25 protein-coding genes are annotated in these 21,913 nt (G+C 70.0%); 21 read left to right on the forward strand and 4 right to left on the reverse strand.

Annotated features, from left to right (window positions below):
• Positions 1-263 precede the first annotated feature (263 nt).
• The 4 genes from AB0O93_RS12390 to AB0O93_RS12405 all read left to right on the forward strand — a co-directional run bounded on the left by AB0O93_RS12390 (position 264) and on the right by AB0O93_RS12405 (position 3,167).
• The gene (locus tag AB0O93_RS12390) at positions 264-1,193 is read left to right on the forward strand and encodes an aldo/keto reductase (protein ID WP_363343750.1); all 930 of its coding nucleotides are present in this window, start codon (positions 264-266) and stop codon (positions 1,191-1,193) included.
• Between the two features lie 88 nt (positions 1,194-1,281).
• Positions 1,282-1,884 carry a histidine phosphatase family protein gene (locus tag AB0O93_RS12395; RefSeq protein WP_301132784.1) on the forward strand — a complete coding sequence of 201 codons (603 nt, stop codon included), beginning with the start codon at positions 1,282-1,284 and terminating at the stop codon, positions 1,882-1,884.
• A 21-nt stretch (positions 1,885-1,905) separates the two neighbouring features.
• Positions 1,906-2,721 (forward strand): 4-hydroxy-tetrahydrodipicolinate reductase, encoded by an 816-nt coding sequence (gene dapB, locus AB0O93_RS12400; protein ID WP_363343752.1) that lies wholly within the window; start codon positions 1,906-1,908, stop codon positions 2,719-2,721.
• Positions 2,718-3,167, forward strand: a complete 450-nt coding sequence (locus AB0O93_RS12405) for a hypothetical protein (RefSeq protein WP_363343754.1) — start codon at positions 2,718-2,720, stop codon at positions 3,165-3,167. Before dapB ends, AB0O93_RS12405 begins: the two co-directional genes overlap by 4 nt.
• Here the strand turns inward: AB0O93_RS12405 and AB0O93_RS12410 are convergent, their stop codons facing one another.
• The 4 genes from AB0O93_RS12410 to AB0O93_RS12425 all read right to left on the reverse strand — a co-directional run bounded on the left by AB0O93_RS12410 (position 3,168) and on the right by AB0O93_RS12425 (position 5,541).
• The gene (locus AB0O93_RS12410; RefSeq protein ID WP_363343756.1) at positions 3,168-4,076 is read right to left on the reverse strand and encodes a TIGR01777 family oxidoreductase; all 909 of its coding nucleotides are present in this window, start codon (positions 4,074-4,076) and stop codon (positions 3,168-3,170) included. It abuts the gene before it with no gap.
• On the reverse strand, positions 4,069-4,494 hold the full coding sequence (locus tag AB0O93_RS12415) for an OsmC family protein (protein ID WP_053547561.1): 426 nt from the start codon (positions 4,492-4,494) through the stop codon (positions 4,069-4,071). The genes AB0O93_RS12410 and AB0O93_RS12415 overlap by 8 nt, the downstream gene beginning before the upstream one ends.
• A 98-nt stretch (positions 4,495-4,592) precedes the next feature.
• Positions 4,593-5,111 (reverse strand): DUF4395 domain-containing protein, encoded by a 519-nt coding sequence (locus AB0O93_RS12420; RefSeq protein WP_363343758.1) that lies wholly within the window; start codon positions 5,109-5,111, stop codon positions 4,593-4,595.
• A complete protein-coding gene (locus tag AB0O93_RS12425; RefSeq protein WP_363343760.1) occupies positions 5,104-5,541 on the reverse strand; it encodes a thioredoxin family protein in 438 nt (145 codons plus the stop codon). Before AB0O93_RS12425 ends, AB0O93_RS12420 begins: the two co-directional genes overlap by 8 nt.
• A 76-nt stretch (positions 5,542-5,617) precedes the next feature.
• Here AB0O93_RS12425 and AB0O93_RS12430 point away from each other — a divergent pair, with 76 nt between their 5' ends.
• The 17 genes from AB0O93_RS12430 to miaA all read left to right on the forward strand — a co-directional run bounded on the left by AB0O93_RS12430 (position 5,618) and on the right by miaA (position 21,906).
• Positions 5,618-6,427, forward strand: coding sequence for a thymidylate synthase (locus AB0O93_RS12430; protein WP_363343762.1), 810 nt, complete (start codon positions 5,618-5,620; stop codon positions 6,425-6,427).
• The gene (locus AB0O93_RS12435) at positions 6,424-6,954 is read left to right on the forward strand and encodes a dihydrofolate reductase (RefSeq protein WP_363343764.1); all 531 of its coding nucleotides are present in this window, start codon (positions 6,424-6,426) and stop codon (positions 6,952-6,954) included. The genes AB0O93_RS12430 and AB0O93_RS12435 overlap by 4 nt, the downstream gene beginning before the upstream one ends.
• A gap of 1 nt (position 6,955) precedes the next feature.
• On the forward strand, positions 6,956-7,717 hold the full coding sequence (locus AB0O93_RS12440) for an SDR family NAD(P)-dependent oxidoreductase (RefSeq protein WP_363343766.1): 762 nt from the start codon (positions 6,956-6,958) through the stop codon (positions 7,715-7,717).
• Positions 7,718-7,758: 41 nt separating this feature from the next.
• On the forward strand, positions 7,759-8,736 hold the full coding sequence (gene dapA, locus AB0O93_RS12445) for a 4-hydroxy-tetrahydrodipicolinate synthase (protein WP_363343768.1): 978 nt from the start codon (positions 7,759-7,761) through the stop codon (positions 8,734-8,736).
• 66 nt (positions 8,737-8,802) lie between these two features.
• Positions 8,803-10,479, forward strand: coding sequence for a ribonuclease J (locus AB0O93_RS12450; RefSeq protein WP_363343770.1), 1,677 nt, complete (start codon positions 8,803-8,805; stop codon positions 10,477-10,479).
• Positions 10,480-10,497: 18 nt separating this feature from the next.
• Positions 10,498-10,992 (forward strand): GNAT family N-acetyltransferase, encoded by a 495-nt coding sequence (locus AB0O93_RS12455; RefSeq protein ID WP_363343772.1) that lies wholly within the window; start codon positions 10,498-10,500, stop codon positions 10,990-10,992.
• 60 nt (positions 10,993-11,052) lie between these two features.
• Positions 11,053-13,743: a DNA translocase FtsK 4TM domain-containing protein gene (locus AB0O93_RS12460; protein WP_363343774.1), complete on the forward strand. Its 2,691-nt coding sequence runs from the start codon at positions 11,053-11,055 to the stop codon at positions 13,741-13,743.
• A 32-nt stretch (positions 13,744-13,775) separates the two neighbouring features.
• Entirely contained in the window at positions 13,776-14,342 is a 567-nt protein-coding gene (pgsA, locus tag AB0O93_RS12465; protein ID WP_363343776.1) for a CDP-diacylglycerol--glycerol-3-phosphate 3-phosphatidyltransferase, read from the forward strand.
• A gap of 2 nt (positions 14,343-14,344) precedes the next feature.
• Complete coding sequence (locus tag AB0O93_RS12470) at positions 14,345-14,824, forward strand: nicotinamide-nucleotide amidohydrolase family protein (protein ID WP_363343778.1); 480 nt, start codon at positions 14,345-14,347, stop codon at positions 14,822-14,824.
• 133 nt (positions 14,825-14,957) lie between these two features.
• Entirely contained in the window at positions 14,958-15,266 is a 309-nt protein-coding gene (locus AB0O93_RS12475) for a helix-turn-helix transcriptional regulator (RefSeq protein WP_236968395.1), read from the forward strand.
• A gap of 15 nt (positions 15,267-15,281) precedes the next feature.
• A complete protein-coding gene (locus AB0O93_RS12480) occupies positions 15,282-15,500 on the forward strand; it encodes a DUF3046 domain-containing protein (protein ID WP_301132726.1) in 219 nt (72 codons plus the stop codon).
• Between the two features lie 240 nt (positions 15,501-15,740).
• The gene (gene recA, locus AB0O93_RS12485; protein WP_363343781.1) at positions 15,741-16,790 is read left to right on the forward strand and encodes a recombinase RecA; all 1,050 of its coding nucleotides are present in this window, start codon (positions 15,741-15,743) and stop codon (positions 16,788-16,790) included.
• Between the two features lie 31 nt (positions 16,791-16,821).
• On the forward strand, positions 16,822-17,490 hold the full coding sequence (locus AB0O93_RS12490) for a regulatory protein RecX (RefSeq protein WP_363343783.1): 669 nt from the start codon (positions 16,822-16,824) through the stop codon (positions 17,488-17,490).
• Positions 17,491-17,551: 61 nt separating this feature from the next.
• On the forward strand, positions 17,552-18,478 hold the full coding sequence (locus tag AB0O93_RS12495; protein ID WP_363343785.1) for an ABC transporter ATP-binding protein: 927 nt from the start codon (positions 17,552-17,554) through the stop codon (positions 18,476-18,478).
• The gene (locus AB0O93_RS12500; protein WP_363343787.1) at positions 18,475-19,353 is read left to right on the forward strand and encodes an ABC transporter permease; all 879 of its coding nucleotides are present in this window, start codon (positions 18,475-18,477) and stop codon (positions 19,351-19,353) included. Before AB0O93_RS12495 ends, AB0O93_RS12500 begins: the two co-directional genes overlap by 4 nt.
• A gap of 64 nt (positions 19,354-19,417) precedes the next feature.
• Positions 19,418-20,959, forward strand: a complete 1,542-nt coding sequence (gene miaB, locus AB0O93_RS12505; RefSeq protein ID WP_363343789.1) for a tRNA (N6-isopentenyl adenosine(37)-C2)-methylthiotransferase MiaB — start codon at positions 19,418-19,420, stop codon at positions 20,957-20,959.
• A gap of 11 nt (positions 20,960-20,970) precedes the next feature.
• On the forward strand, positions 20,971-21,906 hold the full coding sequence (gene miaA, locus AB0O93_RS12510) for a tRNA (adenosine(37)-N6)-dimethylallyltransferase MiaA (protein WP_363343870.1): 936 nt from the start codon (positions 20,971-20,973) through the stop codon (positions 21,904-21,906).
• Positions 21,907-21,913: the final 7 nt, after the last annotated feature.

Consider the following 21,913-nt stretch of genomic DNA (forward strand, 5'->3'; position numbering starts at 1 on the left):
GCGCCGTGCGTGTGGCCGTGACCGAACCGTTATGCGATGTTCACGGACTGTCTGCCGCAATGGTCACCGATGTCGCACGGCTGGCCTACTCTCGAAGAACGCGCCGGGGGGCTGCGGACACGGTATCTGCGCACCTGTCGCGGCTCGTCGTGAGGGGGTGGCAGCGAGTGCACACGCAATCGCATACGGAGCCCGACCTGCGCGCATCGGCCGATGCCGTGGCCTCGCACCCGTCCGCGCCGATCCCCGTGCAGGGGCCGCCGGTGGGATCCGCCGTCCGGGCGGCCCTCGGTGAGAGCGGACTGTCGGTCTTCCCGCTCATCCTCGGCGGGGCCGAGTTCGGCTGGAACGTCGATCTGGAATCGAGCCACGACATCCTCGATGCATACCTCCTGCGCGGCGGGAACGCCGTGCACACATCGGATGCGTACTCTGCCGGTCGCAGCGAGCACATCATCGGCCAGTGGCTGCACTCGCGCGGCGTGCGCGACCACATCGTCCTCACCGTCAAGGTCGGAGGGCACCCCGACAACCCGGGTCTCGGGCCGGTCAGTCTCGTCCGTGCCGTGGAAGCCTCGCTCGTGCGTCTGGACACCGATCGCATCGACGTGCTCACCCTCGACGCGATGACCGACTCGGCGACAGCGCTCGAGGACACCCTCGCGACCGTCGAATGGCTGGTGGACTCCGGAAAGGTGCGGGCCATCGGGGCAGCCGGCTACACGGCCGCCCAGCTGGTCGAGGCGCGCATCCTCTCGTCGGCCGGCTACCCGCGTCTGACCGTCCTGGACGTACCGTTCAACGTGCTCCGCCGCCACGAGTTCGACGCCGATCTCCGCCTCGTCGCCGGTGCCCAGGGGATGGCGGTCACTCCGAGCCATGCACTGGAGCACGGCTTCCTCTCGGGGCGCCACCGCTCCCGTGTCCGTACCGGCCTGTCGGTGCGCGGCGCGCAGATGGCCGCGCACCTGAACCGGCGCGGTTCGCGCACGCTGCGCGCGCTCGACGAGGTCGGAGTCGAACTCGGTGTCCCCGATGCCGCGGTGGCGGTGGCGTGGCTGCTGTCCCAGAGACTGGTGACGGCGCCGATCGTCAACGCCTACGCCCCGGCCCATGTCGAGGAGCTGGTGCAGGGTGTCGGGGTGCGACTGAGCCGGTCCCAGCTCGCAGAGATCGGACGAGCCTCGCAGTAGCGGGGCCGGGGTGTGCGGCATCCGCGCGCTCTGACATAGGGTGGGAAGACGTGCCCGCGGGCACCGGATCCCCGACGAAGTGAGCAGCGTGACGCACTACATCTACCTCGTGCGGCACGGCGAACACCAGGACGCCGAGCACGGACTCATCGACGGACCTCTTTCTCCGCGCGGCCGCCGTCAGGCCTCGCTCCTCGCCGACCGCCTGTCGGGAGTCCCGTTCGACGCCGTGTGGCACTCGCCGCTCATGCGCGCCAGTCAGACCGCGGATGCCGTCGCCGAACGCATGCCGTCGGTGTCTCCGCAGCCGTCCGCTCTGCTGTTCGACTGCATCCCGACGGGGATGACCCCCGAGACGCCCGCGGTGTTCGAGCCGTTCTTCGGATCCATCACCGAGGCGGAGGTCGAGGCCGGACGCGCGCAGATGGACGACGCGGTCAGCGCCTTCCTCGTGCGCCGTACCGAGGACGTGCACGAACTGCTGATCACCCACAACTTCGTCATCGCGTGGTTCGTGCGAGAGGTCCTCCAAGCGCCCGAGTGGCGATGGATGACGCTCAATCAGGCCCACTGCGGCCTGACGGTGCTCGCTCAGAAGCAGGGACGCCCGTGGACAGTGCTGTCCCACAACGACACCGCGCACCTGCCGGTGGAGATGCGCACCGGCCTCCCCGAGCCGTACGCCTTCTGAGCCGCGCCTAGGATGGAGCGCATGACGACGCGCGTGGCCATCGTGGGCGGCACCGGCAAACTCGGACGCATCATCTGCGATGTCCTCGACGCGGAGAAGGACTACGAGATCTCGGCGGTGCTGACCTCCCGGTCCCCCCTGGACGATCTCGATGGGGCCGACCTCGTGATCGACGCATCGGTGCCGGCGGTGTCCATCGACGTCGTGCGCGCCTCGGCCGAGCGGGGGATCGACGTCATCGTCGGCACCTCGGGATGGTCCGCCGAGCGGATCGGCCTGGTACGTCCGGCGATCCAGTCGGCCGGGATCGGGGCGCTCTTCGTCCCCAACTTCTCGCTGGGGTCCGTGCTCGGATCGGCGCTGGCAGCGGCGGCGGCTCCGTTCTTCCCCTCGGTGGAGATCATCGAAGCGCACCGCGAGACCAAGATCGACTCGCCCAGCGGCACCGCGGTGAGAACGGCGGAACTCATCGCAGCCGCCCGTCGCGAGGTCGGACCGGTGGTCGCGCCGCACGTCGACCAGCGCGCCCGCGGTCAGCGGGTCGCGAGTGTCCCGGTGCATTCGCTCCGGCGTCCGGGCGTCGTGGCCCGTCAGGAGACGATCCTGTCCGGCCCCGGGGAGGCCCTGTCGATCGTCCACGACACTGTCGACCCCGCTCAGGCCTACGGCCCCGGCATCCGACTCGCGTTGAGCGCCATCCGGGACTTACGGGGAGTGACGGTGGGCCTGGACAGCCTCATCGACATCGGCATCCGTCGCCCCACGTCGGACGGCGGCGACGGCGGCGTCGATGACGGCGGCGCCCCCGGTCAGGTCGCCCGCGCCACAGGAGCATGAGCGCTCGCATCGGCGTGGCCGTGATGGCCATCGCCTTGGGGCTGTACATCGTGCTGGTCGGCCAGCGCGCGGTCATCTTCCTCGCCAGTGGCGATCCGGTGGGCGTCGCCATGGGCGTCGCGCTCGTCGTGCTCCCGCTCATGGCGGTGTGGGCGCTCGGCCGGGAACTCTGGTTCGGCGTGCGGGCGCAGCGCCTCGGCCGCCGACTGGAGGACGAGGACGGCCTGCCCGACGCCACCGTCTCCGTGCGGCCGAGCGGCCGTATCGTGCGCAGCGAGGGCGAGGAACTGTTCCCGCAGTTCCGCGACGACGTCACCGCGCATCCGGACGACTGGCGCGCCTGGTACCGACTCGGCCTCGCCTACGACGCCGCGGGCGATCGCCGTCGCGCACGCGAGGCAGTCCGCGCAGCGATCCGGCTCGAGCGGGGCGACCGTCGCGCCTGATCAGCCGACCGCGGCCGCGACCGCCTCTTCCACCGTGGGATGGGTGAAGCGGTAGCCGGAGTCCGACAGAACCGCGGGCGCGACGTCCGCGTCGCAGGTCAGGAGCGCCTCCGTGGCGTCCCGCCCCAGTCCCAGACGCAGCGCCCACTCCGGTGCGCGGAGCACGAACGGGCGATTCATCCGCACGGCGAGGGCGAATCCCAGGTCGTTCGCGGTGGCCCGCGTCGGACCAGTGAGGTTGACGGGACCGCTCAGCTGCGCGTCGAGGACGTGGAGGATCGCTCCGATCTCATCGTCCAGCGATATCCACGGCCACGCCTGGGTGCCCCGCCCGATCGGGCCGCCGAGTCCGAACCGCGTGAGCAGCATCAGGGGCTTGAGCACACCGTCACGATGGACGACGGGGGCGGTGCGCAGCAGGGCGACCCGTGCGCGGGGACCGGCGCTCTGCGCGGCCGACTCCCACTCGCCGCAGACGTCCGCGAGGAAGGTCTCGCCCCGGGGGGAGGACTCTTCCAGACGCACCCCGGGGGCGGAACCGTAGTACCCGACGGCGGAGGCGCTGACGAAGGCCGGCGCATCGTCGCCGAGGGCCTTCACGGCACCCGCGATCGCCCGCGTCGGCGTGACCCGGGAGAACAGGAGGGTGTTCTTGTACCGCGGCGTCCAGGGGAAGCGGCCGATGCTGGCGCCGTTGAGGCCGATGACGGCGTCGGCACCGGCGAGGACATCGGGATCGAGGGAGTCGTCGTCGACGAGCCAGGACACCTCATCGGCGCCCGAAGCGGGTCGCCGCACGAGGGAGGTCACCCGGACCCCACGGGCGATCAGGGCGGTGCGCAGTGCCCGGCCGATCAGTCCCGAAGCCCCGGCCACGACCACGTGGGAGAGCGGGCGGTCCTCAGGCAAGCGTTGCCTCGAGGGTGATCTCGATCCCGGCGAGCGCCTGGGAGACGGGGCACCCGGACTTCGCGTCCTCGGCGATCCGGTCGAAGTCCTCCGCGGAGAGCCCGGGGACCACGGCGTTGACGTTCAGGTGGCTGCCGGAGATCCCGGTGCCCGGAACGAAGGTCACCGACGCGGTGGTCTCGATCGACTCCGGCGGGGTGCCGTTCTGGCCGAGGGCGTGGGAGAGGGCCATCGAGAAGCAGGACGCGTGGGCCGCGGCGATGAGCTCCTCGGGCGTGGTGACGGACGTGGAGCCCTCACTGCGCGCCTTCCAGTTGACCGGATAGGCGCCCAATCCGGACGAGACGAAGGAGACCTCGCCGGAGCCTTCGGCGAGCGTGCCCTTCCATGACGTGGTGGCTTCGCTGGTGACGGTCATGGCGACCTCCCTGTTCTGTGCGCCCGCGGATCGGGCGTCGTGCGGTCAGCCTAACGTCGCGGTCGTCCCGGTGGGCGGGCTTGCGCGCCGACGGGGAATCAGGGAAGGCGGGGCCGCGATCGTCCCACAATGCCGGTGCGCTGGAGGACCAGATACGTCTGACATCCCAGGCACAGCCCGAAGACGGCGTTCAGGAAAGCGGCGACGAACGCGGCCGCAGCGGCGACGGTGAGGCCCCATGGAACCCCGGCGAGCTGCAGGAGGAGACCGATGAGACTCACGACGAGACCGACGCCCTGGGCGAACCGGGGAGGCCGCGGATCCTCCCGCTCCGTCGGCGGCGACAGGCGCGGCGCGATCACCGAGCGGAAGAGGACGCCCCAGGGAGCGGTGCGCGGCGAGACCACGCCCCACAGGAAGAGGAGGGCGATGCCGCCGAGGAGCAGGAACGCCGGATCCTGCGCCCGCTCGGACACACCCGCTACGGCCAGCGCGGTCGACGAGGCGAGTCCCGTCAGCGCGAGGAAGACGTCCACGAGGAGGAGGAGCGAGGTGATCCCCGCGGCGACGCGCGGACCCCGCGGGTCGATCCCGTGCCCCGGCGAGCGCTCAGGCATGGGTCGTCGCTCCGGTCAGACGCGTCAGCTCGAGATCGAGCACGTCGCGGCCGGGGACGCCGCCGAGACGGGTGCGGATCACGCCGTCACGGTCCAGGACCAATGTCGTCGGCGTCTGCAGGACGTGGAAGTGGCGCGCGATGTCGGGCCGATGCGTCAGGTCGACATCGAGGTGGAGGACGCCGGGGTGGGCCGCGGCGGTCTGGGCCAGCATCCGGTGCACACCCGGGCAGCGCGTGCACATCTCGGTGGAGAACTGCAGCAGGGTCGCGGATTCGCCGAGCGACTCCGCGCCGAGGCGCCGAGGGTCGACGACCTCGTGCGACACGTCCCGCTGGATGCGCTTCGGACGCCGCTGGACGTAGACGCCGATGCCCGCCGTCGCCCCGACCAGGACGACGAGACCGATGAGCGCACTGAGGGTGTCCACGACAGGAGATCGTATCCCGGCTCGAGAGGGTCCCGGCGTCTGTGGCGGGAGATGACGCCGGGGTATCGTGACCGATGTGACCACGCCGATTCCGACGCCCTATGAAGATCTCCTCCGTGACGTCCTCGACAACGGCACGCACAAGGACGACCGGACGGGGACGGGCACCACCAGCGTGTTCGGTCGTCAGATCCGTTTCGACCTGTCCCGGGGCTTCCCGCTCATCACGACCAAGCGCGTGCACTTCCGCTCGATCGCGTACGAGCTCCTCTGGTTCCTCCGCGGGGAATCGAACGTCCGTTGGCTGCAGGATGCCGGAGTGACGATCTGGGACGAATGGGCGGACGCCGACGGCGAGCTGGGCCCCGTCTACGGTGTGCAGTGGCGCTCGTGGCCCACCCGCGACGGGGGATCGATCGACCAGATCACCGACGTCGTCGAGAAGATCCGCGCCGATCCGGACTCGCGCCGGCTGGTGGTGTCGGCGTGGAACCCCGCCGACATCCCCGACATGGCGCTGGCGCCCTGTCACGCCCTGTTCCAGTTCGCCGTCGCAGACGGGAAGCTGTCGTGTCAGCTGTACCAGCGCAGCGCGGACATGTTCCTCGGGGTCCCCTTCAACATCGCCTCCTATGCGCTGCTCACCACGATGATCGCCCAGCAGGCCGACCTCGAGGTCGGCGACTTCGTCTGGACGGGCGGGGACTGCCACATCTACGACAACCATCGCGCGCAGGTGCGCGAGCAGTTGAGCCGCGAGGCGTATCCGCTGCCGACGCTGCGCCTGGACCGACGTCCCGCGTCGATCCTCGACTACCGCTACGAGGACTTCGTCGTGGAGGGCTACCGGCACCACCCGGCGATCCGCGGTGCGGTGGCCGTGTGAGCGACCCGTCCGCCCCGCGGCCGCGCCTGGGACTGATCTGGGCGGAGGCGCACGACCGGGTCATCGGCGACGCAGGAGGGATGCCGTGGCACGTCCCGGAGGATCTCGCCCGGTTCCGCCGGCTGACCACCGGACATCCCGTCGTCATGGGCCGTCGCACGTGGGAGTCCTTCCCGGAGCGCTTCCGTCCCCTTCCCTCGCGGACGAACATCGTCCTGACCCGCGACCGGGCGTTCTCGGCCGAAGGTGCCACCGTCGTCTCGTCGATCGATGCGGCGCTCACCGCGGCGGCGTCCGCGCCGGGGTCTGATCTCGTCTGGATCATCGGCGGGGGGCGGTTGTACCGGGACACGATCGCGCGGGCCGATCTGCTCGAGGTCACCGAGCTCGACCTCGCCGTGACCGGAGACACCCGGGCACCCGAGCGGACGGGGTGGGTGCCGGTCGCCACCGACCCCGACACCGGCTGGCACACCTCGTCGGGCGGAATCCGCTACCGCTTCCTGACCCTGCGACGGGAGGGCTGACATGCCGACCGCACTGATCACCGGCGCGAGCTCGGGCCTGGGCGCCGAATACGCCCGGCGGCTGGCGGCGCGCGGCGCCGACGTCGTGCTCGTCGCGCGCGACGGTGCCGCCCTCGACGCGCTCGCGGCCGACATCCGATCCCGGTCCGGGGTCCATGTCGAGGTCATCGTCGCGGACCTCCTCGACGCGGGAGCGCGCGCGGCGGTCGAGGACCGCCTGCGTGGGACGGAGGCGCCCGTCGAGGTGCTCGTCAACAACGCGGGGTTCGGTCTTCCCCTGGACTTCGAGCGGAACGACATCGAGGCGGAGGCCGCCCACCTGGCCCTGCACGTGGAGGTTCCGATGCGTCTGATGCACGCCGCTCTCGAGGGCATGTGCGCGCGCGGGCGGGGGCGCATCCTCAACATCGCCTCGGTCGCCGCCTTCATCCCGCGGTCCACCTACGGCGCCGCCAAGGGGTGGCTCGTCAGCTTCAGTCGCTGGGCGAACGCGAGATACACCCCGCGCGGGGTCACCGTCACGGCGGTGTGCCCGGGGTTCACGCACACAAACTTCCATCGCCGCATGGGGCTGGAGACGGGGGCCGAGGGCGTTCCCGCGGGACTGTGGCTGAACGCCCCGTTCGTCGTCGACGCGTCGTTGCGCGACGCCGCGCGCGGGCGGGCGGTCAGCATCCCGTCCCTGCGATACCGGCTTCTGGTCGCGCTGACGCGGGTCGTCCCGCCGACGATCGCGGCCCGCGTCGGGGAGCAGGGTCGCTGAGAGGGACGTGCGGGCCGGGTGAACCCCGATACCCTGAGAGCATGACGCATTCGGGCAACCCCTTCGGACAGGTGCTCGTCGCGCTGGTCACCCCGATGACCGCCGACGGCGAGGTCGACTGGCCCGCGGTCGAGAAGCACATCGACGACGTCATCAGCGCCGGCGCCGACGGCATCGTCGTCACCGGCACCACGGGTGAGACCTCGACACTGACGGATGCCGAGAAGCTGCGCCTCGTCGAGGTGGGCAAGGACGTCGCGGCGGGACGGGCCGCGATCATCACCGGCGGCGGTTCGAACGAGACCGCCCACGCCATCGAGCTCTACAAGGCCAGCGAGCGCGCCGGAGCCGACGGCATCATGATCGTCACGCCCTACTACAACAAGCCGACGCAGGCGGGGATCCTGACCCACTTCCGTCTCGTGGCCGACGCCACCGACCTCCCGGTCATCCTCTACGACATCCCCGGTCGCACCGGCGTCCCCATCCGCTACGAGACGATCCTGCGTCTGGCCAAGCACCCCAACATCCTCGCCATCAAGGATGCCAAGGGCGATTTCAGCGAGGTCAGCCGCGTGCTGAACCAGACCGACCTGATGTACTTCTCCGGCGATGACGCCAACGTGCTGCCGCACCTGTCGATCGGGGCGGCCGGCCTCATCGGCGTGACGGCGAACATCGCTCCGCAGCCGTACCGCGAGATCGTCGACGCGGTGAACCGGGGCGACCTGCAGGCGGCCACCGCCGCGCATCGCGGACTCGAGCCCCTGGTGCGCGCGGTCATGACCCACGTGCCCGGCACCGTGTCGGCGAAGTACATCCTCCACGGTCTCGGCCGCATCGGGAGTCCCCGCGTGCGCCTGCCCCTGGTCGGACCCGAGGAATGGGAGGCCGCCGTCATCGAGGACGAGCTCGCCCTCGTCCGCGACGTCCCCGGGGTCGACTTCTCCAACTTCCGTCCCGACCGCAACGCCGCCGCCGGCGGCGCCCTCCCCAGGGTGTCGGGCACCACCAGATGAAAGCCTCCGCGCCGGCGGACGCGGAGTGAATGAGGGGATGCTGCGGCATCCCGAGGAGGCGAACGCATGCCCACCACCGTCTACGACCCGCCCGCGCTCGCCGAGGGTACCCTGCGGGTGTTCCCGCTCGGCGGCCTCGGCGAAGTCGGCCGGAACATGACCGTCTTCGAGTACGCCGGGAAGCTGCTCATCATCGACTGCGGCGTGCTGTTCCCGGAGGAGCACCAGCCCGGGGTCGACCTGATCCTCCCCGACTTCGAGCCCATCCGGCACCGGTTGGACGACGTCGTCGGGGTCGTCCTGACCCACGGCCACGAGGACCACATCGGTGCCGTCCCGTACCTGTTGAAGATCAAGAACGACATCCCCATCGTCGGCTCCGGTCTCACGCTCGCCCTCACCGAGGCCAAGCTGAAAGAGCACCGCGTCCGGCCCTACAGCCTCACGGTGCGGGAGGGGCAGATCGAGCAGCTCGGGCCCTTCGAGCTCGAGTTCATCGCGGTGAACCACTCGATCCCCGATGCGCTCGCCGTCGCCGTCCGCACCCCCGCGGGCGTGGTCCTGGCCACCGGCGACTTCAAGATGGATCAGCTGCCGCTGGACGGCCGCCTGACGGATCTCCGCGCCTTCTCACGCCTCGGCGAGGAGGGGGTCGACCTCTTCCTCGTCGACTCGACCAACGCCGACGTGCCGGGCTTCACCCCGCTCGAGCGCGAGATCGGTCCCGTCCTCGAGCAGGTGATCGCCCGCGCTCCGCGCCGCGTCATCGTGGCGAGCTTCTCCAGCCACGTCCACCGCGTCCAGCAGGTCCTCGACGCCGCTCACGCCCACGGCCGCCGCGTGGCGCTCCTCGGGCGCAGCATGGTCCGGAACATGGGGATCGCGGCCGACCTCGGCTACCTCAGCGTCCCCGAGGGTGTGCTCATCGATTACAAGAAGGCGCGCGACCTCCCCGACGACAGGATCGTGTACATGTCCACCGGCTCGCAGGGCGAGCCGATGGCGGTGCTGTCGCGGATGGCGAACCTGGATCATGAGATCGAACCCGGTCCGGGTGACACCGTCATCCTCGCCTCCAGCCAGATCCCCGGCAACGAGAACGCGATCTACCGCGTCATCGACGGCCTCACCAAGCTCGGGGCGAACGTCGTGCACAAGGGCAACGCCAAGGTGCACGTCTCCGGCCACGCCGCGGCGGGGGAGCTGCTCTACTGCTACAACATCCTCAAGCCCCGCAACGTCCTTCCCGTCCACGGCGAGTACCGGCATCTGATGGCCAACGCGCGGCTCGCCCAGGACACCGGCATCCCGGCCGAGCGGACGATCCTCGCCGAGAACGGCACGGTCGTGGACCTCAAGGACGGTCACGCGCAGGTGGTCGGTCAGCTCGACATCGGATTCGTCTACGTCGACGGGTCCACCGTGGGAGAGATCACGGACGCCGACCTCAAGGATCGCCGGATCCTCGGCGAGGAGGGATTCATCTCCGTCATCGTGGTGGTGGACGCCGCCACCGGCAAGGTCGTGTCGGGGCCCGAGATCCACGCGCGCGGCTTCGCCGAGGACGACAAGGTCTTCGACAGCGTCAAGCCGAAGATCGCCGCGGCGCTCGCCGAGGCGGCGCAGTCGGGAGTGCGCGACAGCCACGCGCTCTCCCAGGTCGTCCGTCGCACCATCGGCCGCTGGGTCAACCAGAGCCTGCGCCGGCGGCCCATGATCGTGCCCCTCGTGATCGAGGCCTGAGCTCCGGGGGATCACGCCATGGCCGAGAGCTTCCGCATCCGCCCCGCCGTGCAGGCGGACGGCGGATTCCTCGGCGACATGGTCGTGGAGGCCGCGAACTGGCGCGGCGGCGGAGCGCGGCCGCGGCATGAGGTCATCTCGTCTGCGGAGCACAGCCGCTACCTCACCGGCTGGATGCGGCCGGGCGACACCGGCTTCGTCGCGGAGGATCTCCGCGGCCAAGCGATCGGAGCCGCCTGGTATCGGATGCTTCCGCGCAGCGAGCCGGGATTCGGGTGGGTCGGCACCGGGGTGCCGGAGCTCATCATCGGGGTCCGGCCCATCTGGCGCGCCCACGGCGTCGGGCGAGCGCTGCTGCAGCGCCTCTGCGAGACCGCCCGCGCGCAGGGATACGCCCGGTTGAGCCTCAGCGTCGAGCGGGACAACTTCGCCGTCACCCTCTACCGCAGCGAAGGCTTCGCGGTCACTCAGAGCGGTCTCGGCCGGGACACGATGGTCAAGCGCCTGCGCTGACCCGCGCGAAGCGCCGCGTGGTTGCCCGCCGTTGTCGACGCGGCGGCTTACCGTGGGGGGATGCCCAAGAGCTCCGCCGCGCCCACGAGAGGACGCGCCTCCTCCCGCTCCTCGTCCTCGCGCGCTTCGAAGCCCGAGCCGGCGCCGAAGCGCTACGTCGACGACGTCGATCGTCCCCCACTCGCCGTTCGCGCCTGGCTCGGTGTCGCGCACGCGGTGGGCGGGCTCTTCCGCGCCTTCGGGCCCGAGACGCTCGAGAAGGACCAGCGCCGTGACGGGTTCCCGCTGCTGCTGGTCCTCCTCGCCGTGCTCGGCGCCGTGGTCGAGTGGTTCCTCATCGGCACCGAGGCTGCGCGCCTCATCAGCGCCTACTCGGTCGGCGCCCTCGTCGGGCGCGAGGCGTTCATCCTCCCGGTCCTCCTCTTCCTCCTCGCCGGGTGGATGTTCCGGCATCCGTCCTCGGTGCACGACAACGGGCGCATCGGGATCGGATTCGGTCTGTTCGTCCTCGCCGTCGCGGGATTCTGCCATGTCGCCGGCGGTCGTCCCCAGCCGAGCGCGGGGTTGCCCGCCCTCAGCGAGGCGGGCGGTCTCTTCGGCTGGATGATCGCCGAACCGCTGGCGATCGTGCTCACGGACGTGGGCGCCTACATCGTGCTCGGCATCCTCGCGACGCTCAGCCTCCTGATCATCACCAAGACCCCGCCGAACCGCATCGGTCGACGGCTGGGGGAGCTGTACGCCTGGATGTTCGGCGCGGACCCCGAAGAGGATGCGGAGCGCCGGCGTTCCGCGCGGTCCGCGGCCGACGACGAGACCGACGAGGACGCCGATCCCTCTGTGCCGTGGTGGCGTCGTAACCGCACCGGCCGCGAGAAGGATCCGGACGAGGGCCTCGGCACCCACGACCTGACGGCTCTGCTGCACCCCGGAGGCAGTGAGGGCGGATTCGAGCAGGCCATCACCCCGCCGGTGCCGCCTCTTCCCGCCGCCTCCGCCGACGCCGTCACCGAGGTCATCGATCCGGCGGTGATGGCCGGTGCATCCCGCGCGGCGCAGCGCTCGGCGACCGGGCTCCGCGACGACGCCGCCTCGGAAGCCGCGGAGGACGGCGAGCTTCCCGGGCTCGACGGCATCGCGACGCAGGACGAACCCGTCGGCGGCGCGTCCTACCGGCTCCCCTCGGTCGTCGCGCTGGCCGCGGGCACGCCCCATAAGGCGCGCTCCGAGGCCAACGACGCCGTCGTGCGGGCCATCACCAACGTCTTCGAGCAGTTCCAGGTCGACGCGCGGGTCACGGGCTTCTCGCGCGGTCCGACCGTCACCCAGTACGAGATCGAAGTCGGCCACGGGGTGAAGGTCGAGCGCATCACGGCGCTGACGAACAACATCGCCTACGCCGTGGCCTCGAACGAGGTCCGCATCCTCGCCCCGATTCCGGGCAAGAGCGCCATCGGCGTGGAGATCCCGAACTCCGACCGCGAGATCGTGACCCTCGGCGACGTGCTCCGGTCGCAGGCTGCCACGCAGTCCATGCACCCGATGACGATCGGGGTGGGCAAGGACGTCGGCGGCGGGTACATCGTGGCCAACCTCGCCAAGATGCCCCACCTGCTCGTGGCGGGCTCGACCGGGTCCGGCAAGTCGAGCTTCGTGAACTCGATGATCACGAGCCTGCTGATGCGCGCCAAGCCCGCCGACGTGCGCATGGTCCTCATCGACCCGAAGCGCGTGGAACTGACCTCCTACGCCGGTGTCCCGCACCTCATCACGCCGATCATCACGAACCCCAAGAAGGCCGCCGAGGCGCTCCAGTGGGTCGTGAAGGAGATGGACATGCGGTACGACGACCTCGCGTCGTTCGGGTTCCGCCACATCGACGACTTCAACAAGGCGGTCGTGGCGGGCGAGGTCAACCTCCCGCCGGGGAGCGAGCGGGTCCTGAAGCCCTACCCGTACCTCCTCGTCGTCGTCGACGAGCTCGCCGACCTGATGATGGTCGCGCCGCGCGACGTCGAAGACTCGATCGTCCGCATCACCCAGCTCGCCCGGGCGAGCGGCATCCACCTGGTCCTGGCCACCCAGCGACCCTCGGTCGACGTGGTGACGGGACTCATCAAGGCCAACGTTCCCTCGCGCCTCGCCTTCGCCGTGACCAGCGTCACCGACTCCCGCGTCATCCTCGACCAGCCGGGCGCCGACCGTCTGATCGGGCAGGGCGACGGCCTCTTCCTGCCGATGGGGACGTCCAAGGCGCTGCGCGTCCAGGGTGCCTGGGTCAGCGAGAAGGAGATCGAGGCGGTCGTCGCCCACGTCACGGCCCAGGCCCGCCCCGAGTACCGCGCCGACGTCCAGGCGGCAGCGGAGAAGAAGGAGATCGACGCCGACATCGGCGACGATCTCGAGCTCCTCCTCGCGGCGGCCGAGCTCGTCGTCTCCACGCAGTTCGGTTCGACTTCGATGCTGCAGCGGAAGCTGCGGGTCGGGTTCGCCAAGGCCGGGCGCCTCATGGATCTGCTCGAATCCCGCGAGATCGTCGGTCCGTCCGAGGGCTCCAAGGCCCGCGATGTGCTCGTCACCGGCGAGCAGCTTCCGTCGGTGCTGGCCCGACTTCGCGGTGACGACGTGCCCGCGGACGCGGACGCGGACCCCTACGGGCCGGACGCGGTCGACGCGCAGTACGACGGCATCCCGGTGGTCGAAGGGGACGAGGGGTCGGAGGACGCATGGAGCCTCACGGGCAGGGACTGATCCGCGCGCGGCGCGGACGATAGGCTCGGCGCGTGACCATACCCCGTCAGCTCCCGAACGTGATCACCGTCGTGCGGATCCTCTGTGCGCCGGTGTTCGTCTGGATGCTGCTGGCGGACGGCGGCGACGCGGGGCCGCTGCGGTGGTGGGCTGCGATCCTGTTCATCGTCGCCATCGCGACCGACGGCCTCGACGGCTACCTCGCGCGTCGGTACGAGATCGTCACGGATCTCGGTAAGCTGCTCGATCCGATCGCCGACAAGGTGTTGACGGGCGCGGCGTTCGTGGGGCTGTCGATCCTCGGAGAGCTCCCCTGGTGGATCACCATCGTCGTCCTGGTCCGCGAGATCGGCATCACGGTCTACCGGTTCATCGTCGTCAGCGACCACGTCCTCGCCGCGGCGTGGATGGGCAAGCTGAAGACGATGGCGCAGGCCGTCGCGCTCTCCCTGGCGCTCCTCCCGCTGTGGACGATCGTGGGCGAGTGGATCTTCTGGCTCAACGGCATCACGATGGCGGCGGCGGTCGTCCTCACGATCGCCAGCGGCATCGACTACATCGTGACCGAGGTGCGCGGGGCACGTCGCCGTACCCGCTGACCGTGACGGATGCCGCCGAGCTCCTCGCCGCGCTGAGAAGACGCGGATGGTCGGTGGCGTGCGCGGAGTCCCTCACGGGCGGACTCGTCTGCGCGGAGCTGACCGCCGTCCCGGGCGCCTCCGCCACCGTGCGGGGTGGCGTCGTCGCCTATGCGACGGACTGCAAGGTGTCCGTCCTCGGCGTCGACCCGGCGCTGACGGCTCGTGTCGGCGCCGTGGACCCGGCTGTCGCCGACCAGATGGCCGAGGGGGTGCGGCGTCTCTTCGCCGCAGAGGTCGGGATCGCGACCACGGGAGTGGCCGGTCCCGATCCTCAGGATGGGCAGCCCGTCGGCACGGTCCACGTCAGCGTGGCGACCCCGGCCGGCATCGTCCGCCGACGCCTGGCCCTCGGCGGGACGCGGGAGGAGATCCGCGCGGAGACCGTCCGCTCCGCCGTCGTCCTCGCCGCGGAGGCGGCGACTCGGGATCCGTGGGAATAGCCGTGTTGCGCACGCGTTACATTCCGCGATTCCCACCCATTCCCCAGTCCCGGGGGATTAGATTGGCATCGTTCGTGATGTACCGTTGTCCACCCGGACGGCGGCGGAGTCAGCAGTGAGGAGGGGGCCCGAAATGATCCTGGTACGTCAAGAGATCGGCGAAGTCCTTCGCGATCTCCGTCAGCAGAAGGGCCGCACCCTTCGTCAGGTCGCCAGCCGTGCGAGCGTCGCGCTCGGATACCTCAGCGAGGTCGAGCGCGGTCAGAAGGAAGCATCCAGCGAGATCCTCGCCGCGGTCGCCGAAGCCCTCGATGTGCCGATCTCGGCGATCATGCGTCAGGTGGGCGACCGCATCTCGGTGCTGGAGGGTCTCCAGACCTTCCCCGACGTCGTTCCCGACGACCTCGTCGCCTCGGTCGACGCCGAACTCTCGCTCCGCTGAACCGAACGATCCTCCGTGCGTCGCAGCGAGTTCGATCGTGCGGTCGACGACGAATTCGGTCCGCAGGGGCGCGTCCTCGTCGACGACCTCATCCTGCCGCCGTGGCAGATGACCGCGCGGGAGGCCTTGAAGGTCGGGGAACCGCCGCGCGCTGTGTGGCTCGCGCTGTGCGCCGAGGCGGACGTCCCCGACGCACGGCGTCACGGCGTGGGGCGACGCGAACCGAAGCGCTGAGTTCGAACGCCGTTTCCCGGCGTGTCATCGAAGAAGTGTTCGATGTCGGCGTATGCTCCTCCACAGCGGGTGTCGTGGGACCGTCTGTCCACCGAACGAGCGGAGCCGGCGATGGATGTCGGAACCCCTCCCTAGCGTGGACAGCGTCGAAGGACACCCCCGCCTTGTCGCAGCATCCCTCCCGTCGGGAGGGGGCGCGACAGCCTACAGGCGACGGATCACCAGCAGAAGGAGCACGTCATGCCCTCACCCGTTGACCGCGAGAAGGCCCTTGAATCGGCCCTCGCCCAGATCGACCGGCAGTTCGGAAAGGGCTCGGTCATGCGACTGGGCAGCGACGAGCGTGCTCCGGTCGAAGTGGTGCCGACCGGATCGATCGCGCTGGATGTCGCCCTCGGCATCGGCGGGCTCCCGCGCGGCCGCATCATCGAGATCTACGGCCCGGAATCCTCCGGTAAGACGACGCTGACCCTCCACGCGATCGCCAACGTCCAGCGCGCCGGCGGGATCGCCGCCTTCATCGACGCCGAGCACGCCCTCGACCCCGACTATGCCCAGAAGCTGGGCGTCGACATCGACGCGCTTCTCGTCTCCCAGCCGGACACCGGTGAGCAGGCCCTCGAGATCGCCGACATGCTCGTCCGATCAGGAGCGATCGATCTCGTCGTCATCGACTCCGTCGCGGCGCTCGTGCCCAAGGCCGAGATCGAAGGCGAGATGGGCGACTCGCACGTCGGTCTGCAGGCGCGTCTGATGTCGCAGGCGTTGCGAAAGCTGACCGGTGGTCTGAACCAGACCAACACCACGATGATCTTCATCAACCAGCTGCGTGAGAAGATCGGTGTCTTCTTCGGCTCTCCCGAGACCACCGCCGGTGGCAAGGCGCTGAAGTTCTACGCCTCTGTCCGCCTCGACATCCGTCGCATCGAGACGCTGAAGGACGGCACGGATGCGGTGGGAAACCGCACGCGCGTGAAGGTCGTGAAGAACAAGATGGCGCCGCCCTTCAAGCAGGCGGAATTCGACATCCTGTACGGCGTCGGGATCTCGCGCGAGGGAAGCCTGATCGACTTCGGTGTCGAGCATGCGATCGTCAAGAAGTCCGGTGCCTGGTACACGTACGACGGGGAGCAGTTGGGGCAGGGCAAGGAGAACGCCCGCAACTTCCTTCTCAAGAACCCGGAGACGGCCGCCGACATCGAGGCGAAGATCAAGGACAAGCTCGGAATCGGCGGTGCGCGGACGGACGGGCCGGTCTCCGACGAACTCGCCGCGCGTCGTCCCGCGTGACGCACGCCCACGTGACGGTCGCGAGGGTCCGATGACGGAACAACCTCACAGCGGTGCCGGGTCGGCGGCGGAATCCGCCGACCTGGCACCGCTGATCCCGCTCTTCGGACACCGCGAACGGACCGCGGACGATGTCGCCGTCGCGCAGGAGACCCCGTCGTGGCACCCTGCCTGGGTCGTGGATCCCCTCGAACGGGCGGAGGACGAAGCGGTGGAAACCGCCGAGCGGGCGTTGATCAAGCGGCTCCGTACGCGACAGCTCTCCTGCCGCGAGGCACGCGGGTTCCTGTCGGAACAGGAGATCGCGGAGGACGCGATCGACCGGATCATGGACGTGTGCGTCGCGCGCGGCTATCTCGACGACATGCGTCTGGCAGAGCAGATCCTGCACGTCGGTCTGGATCGAAAGAAGCAGGGCCGTCGCGCAATCAGCCAGGCGATGACCGCCCGTGGTCTTCCGCGCGACGTGGTCGACGAGGCGATGACGGTTCTCGACGAGGACGACGAGCTCGAGCGCGCGCAGGAGTTCGCACGCACGAAAGCGCGGTCGCTGCAGAACGTCGAACGAGACGCCGCGCTTCGCCGCCTCATGGGACAGCTCGCACGCCGCGGGTTCAGCGGGGCCGTCGTCGGTACCGCGGCACGCGCCGCACTGGACGAGCTCACGTCGCCGCGGAAGGTGCGCTTCCTGGAGAGCTGACGCGGAGGCGCCCGGTCTCCGCGGGGTGTGCCAGACTCGATCCGACCCGCGGGAGGGGTACATGGCGATTCGCGTCGAAGGGCTGAGCAAGAGCTACCGCGCTGTCCGCGCCGTCGACGACATCTCCTTCAGCGTCGGGGCGGGCGAGGTCTTCGCCTTCCTCGGCAGCAACGGAGCGGGAAAGTCGACGACCATCGCGTGTCTGACCACGCTGAAGCCGTTCGACCGCGGCTCCGTCGTCGTGGCGGGACATGACGTGCGGTCGGAGTCCCGACGCGCGCGGCAGGCGATCGGTGTGGTGTTCCAGGCGTCGATCCTGGACGCCGAGCTCACCGTGCGGGAGAACCTCGCGCTTCGCGCGCGGCTCGCGCATCTGTCCCGTCCGCGCGCCCGGCAGCGCATCGCCGAGCTGTCCGCGCTGCTCGAACTCGAGGAGTTCCTCGATCGCCGATACGGCCGGCTGTCCGGTGGGCAGAAGCGCCGTGCCGACATCGCGCGCGCGCTCCTGCACGAGCCGGAGATCCTCTTCCTGGACGAGCCGACGGCAGGCCTCGATCCCGCGAGCCGCACCTCGGTGTGGGCCACCATCCAGACCCTTCGTCGTCAGCGAGGGCTCACCGTGTTCCTCACGACCCACTACATGGAGGAGACCGAGGAGGCGGACCGCGTGTGCGTCATCGATCACGGTCGGATCGTCGCCGAGGGCACCCCGACCCAGCTGCGCGCGCTGCACAGCCGGAGTGTGCTGCGCATCACCTCGACGGCGCCGCGCCGACTCGCCGCTCTGGCGGGCGCCCGCGGTCTCGAGGTCGAGCAGGACGGCGATGTCACCGTTCTCGCGGTACCCGGGGCCGCGGAGGCGATGGAGATCCTTCGCGCGCACGAGGGGGACGTCACCGACTTCGAGTTCCGACACGGGCGGATGGACGACGTCTTCCTCGCCCTGACCGGACGCTCGGGCACCATCGACGAGGAGGACCGTTCGTGAGCATCGTCGGGGCCCTCGTCGGGCGGAACCTCCGGGTCTTCTTCCGGGATCGGATGAATGTCTTCTTCTCACTCCTCAGCGGGCTGATCCTGTTCGTCCTGTACACCCTCTTCCTGGCTCGACTGCAGACGGACGGCCTGGAACAGCAGTTCCCCCAGGCGACCCCTGAGGAGGTGACGGCCTTCATCAACACCTGGATGTTCGCCGGCATCATCCTCCTCACGACCATCACCACCGGGCTCGGCGCGCTGTCGGCCCTCGTCGAGGACGGGCAGACCGGACGCTTCGGGGACTTCCTCGTGGCACCGATCCGTCGCAGCGACATCGTGCTGGGCTATCTCCTCGCGGCGATCGCGGTGGCGCTGATCATGTCGTCGATCGTGCTCGTCGTGAGCCTGCTGTATCTGGGACTGGTCGACGGCACCTGGCTGGGTCTCGAACAGATCGGCGCCCTGGTCGCGGTGATGGTGCTGTGCTGCACGGCGTTCACCGCGCTGTCCGCCTTCGCGGCGTCCTTCGTCCGCAGCACCAGCGCGTTCTCCGCGTTGTCGACCGTGGTCGGAACGGCGATCGGCTTCATCGCGGGCGCGTACATCCCCGTGGGGTCCCTGCCGTCCTCGGTCGTGGACGTCATCAACGTCCTGCCGTTCTCGCAGGCGGCGATGCTGCTGCGGCGCCCCTTCACCGAGGACTCCCTCGCCGTGCTCGCCGACGGCAACAGCACCGCCGGGGAGAGCCTGCGGGAGTTCTACGGGGTGGATCTCTTCGTCGGCGACACGCAGCTGACCGTCGGCGTCGCGGTCGCCGTCCTCGTGGTCGTGGCGGTCGGATTCACGGCACTGGCGGCGGCACGCATCCGCGCCGTCGTGCGCTGAGCCCGCACGCGGGCCGCGGTGCCTCGCGACGCCCTCAGCTGCGGATCGTAGAATATCGGCCATCATGTCTTCCCCTTCCTCCGCGCCGACCGTCATCGCGCCGTCGCCCGCGGCCCGCGCCGCAGACGGCCGCATCCGCACCTACGAAGTACGCACGTTCGGCTGTCAGATGAACGTCCATGACTCCGAGCGTCTGTCGGGTTCGCTCGAGAGCGCGGGCTACGTCCGCGCGGACGCCGGCAGCGAGGCCGACGTGATCGTGATCAACACCTGCGCGGTCCGCGACAACGCCGCCGGCAAGCTCTACGGAACGCTCGGGCATCTCAAGTCGCGCAAAGACAAGCACGAGGGGATGCAGATCGCCGTCGGCGGCTGCATGGCGCAGATGGACAAGGATGCCGTCCTCGACAAGGCTCCCTGGGTGGACGTCGTCTTCGGCACCCACAACATGGGCTCACTTCCCGGCCTGCTCGAGCGTGCGCGGCACAACGAGGCGGCGGAGCTGGAGATCCTCGAGGCTCTGGACGTGTTCCCCTCGACGCTTCCGACCAAGCGCGATTCCGTGCACAGCGGCTGGGTGTCGATCTCGGTGGGATGCAACAACACCTGCACGTTCTGCATCGTGCCGAGCCTGCGCGGCAAGGAGAAGGACCGGCGTCCGGGCGACATCCTGAATGAGATCCGTCTCCTCGTGGAGGACGGTGCGGTGGAGGTCACGCTGCTCGGGCAGAACGTCAACTCCTACGGAGTCGAGTTCGGCGACCGGCACGCCTTCGGGAAGCTGCTGCGGGCCGCGGGGGAGATCCCCGGGCTCGAGCGCATCCGGTTCACCAGCCCGCACCCGGCGGCGTTCACCGACGACGTGATCGATGCGATGGCGGAGACCCCGTCGGTGATGCCGCAGCTGCACATGCCGCTGCAGTCGGGCAGCGACCGGATCCTCAAGGCCATGCGGCGCTCGTACCGCAGTGAGCGGTTCCTCGGCATCCTCGAGCGGGTGCGCGCGCGGATGCCGCACGCGGCGATCTCCACGGACATCATCGTCGGCTTCCCCGGCGAAACGGAGGAGGACTTCCAGGACACGCTGCGCGTGGTGGAGCAGGCGCGATTCGCCAGCGCCTTCACCTTCCAGTACTCGATCCGCGAGGGAACGCCGGCGGCGACCATGCCGGACCAGGTCCCGAAGGAGGTTGTGCAGGAGCGCTACGAGCGCCTCATCGCCCTGCAGGAGCGGATCTCGCTGGAGGAGAACCAGGCGCAGCTCGGGCGTGAGGTCGAAGTTCTCGTGTCCGCCGGTGAGGGGAAGAAGGACGCCGCGACCCGGCGCCTCACCGGCCGTGCGGAGGACAATCGGCTGGTGCACTTCGAGGTGCCGGAGGGCTCCGAGCTGCCGCGCCCCGGCGACGCCGTGCGCGTGGTCATCACCCACGCCGCGCCTTTCCACCTCCTCGCGGACGCGCCGGCCGGTGGGTCCCTGCGGATCCGGCGGACGAGGTCCGGTGACGCATGGGACCGCACGCAGGCGGAGTCCTGCGGCGTGCCCGCGCCCGCCGGTGCTCCGCGCGCGGTGTCGCTCGGTCTTCCCCTGCTCCGCGTCGAGGGGTGATCGCCACCGGGGTGTCCGGAACGCGTCTCTGGGTGGTCGTCGGAGCCACCGGGACGGGGAAGTCCGCATTCTCCCTGGACCTCGCCGAAGCGCTCGCACGTTCGGGCCGCGGGGCCGAGATCGTCAACGCCGACGCGATGCAGGTGTATCGCGGGATGGACATCGGCACGGCGAAGATCCCCGCCGAGGCGCGGCGCGGCATCCCGCACCACCTCTTCGACGAGCTGGAGGTGACCGAGGATGCCGCCGTGGCGTGGTACCAGCCGCGCGCGAGGCACGTGATCTCGGAGATCTCCGCGCGAGGCCACGACGCGATCCTTGTCGGAGGGTCGGGTCTCTACGTCTCGAGCGTCATCCACGACTTCCGCTTCCCGCCTCGCGATGACGCTGCGCGCGCACGATGGGAGGCGGAGCTCGATCGATCCGGTCCGGGCTCGCTGCATGCGCGATTGCGAGATCGCGATCCGGACACGGCCGCGCGGATCGACCCGAAGAACGGACGACGGATCGTCCGTGCGCTGGAGATCCTGGACCAGGGTCAGGCGACCCACGGGGCGAGCCTGCCCGACGCTCCCACCCTGTGGCACGAGGACACGCGCCTCATCGGACTGTCGAGTCCGAGGGGCGAGCTCGTCGCGCGTCTCGACGCGCGGGTCCGGCAGATGTGGCGGGACGGCCTCCTCGACGAGGTTCAGGCACTCCGCGCACGCGGATGGGATCGAGGGACGACCGCGCGACGGGCGATCGGCTACGCGCAGGCCGCCGAGGAGATGGACGGACTGCTCACGCGCGATGAGGCGATCGAGCGAACGCAGGCGCTGACCCGTCGTTACGCCCGGCGCCAGGTGTCCTGGTTCCGGCGCTACGAGGGGGTGCGCTGGCAGGAGCAGGGGGCCGACGCATCCGTCGTCCTCGACGACCCCGGGGCTCACGGGTCGCCCGCCTAGACTGGTG

Origin of the sequence: Microbacterium sp. NPDC077184, assembly GCF_040687055.1 — a bacterium.
In the GTDB taxonomy this organism is placed as follows: Bacteria; Actinomycetota; Actinomycetes; order Actinomycetales; family Microbacteriaceae; genus Microbacterium.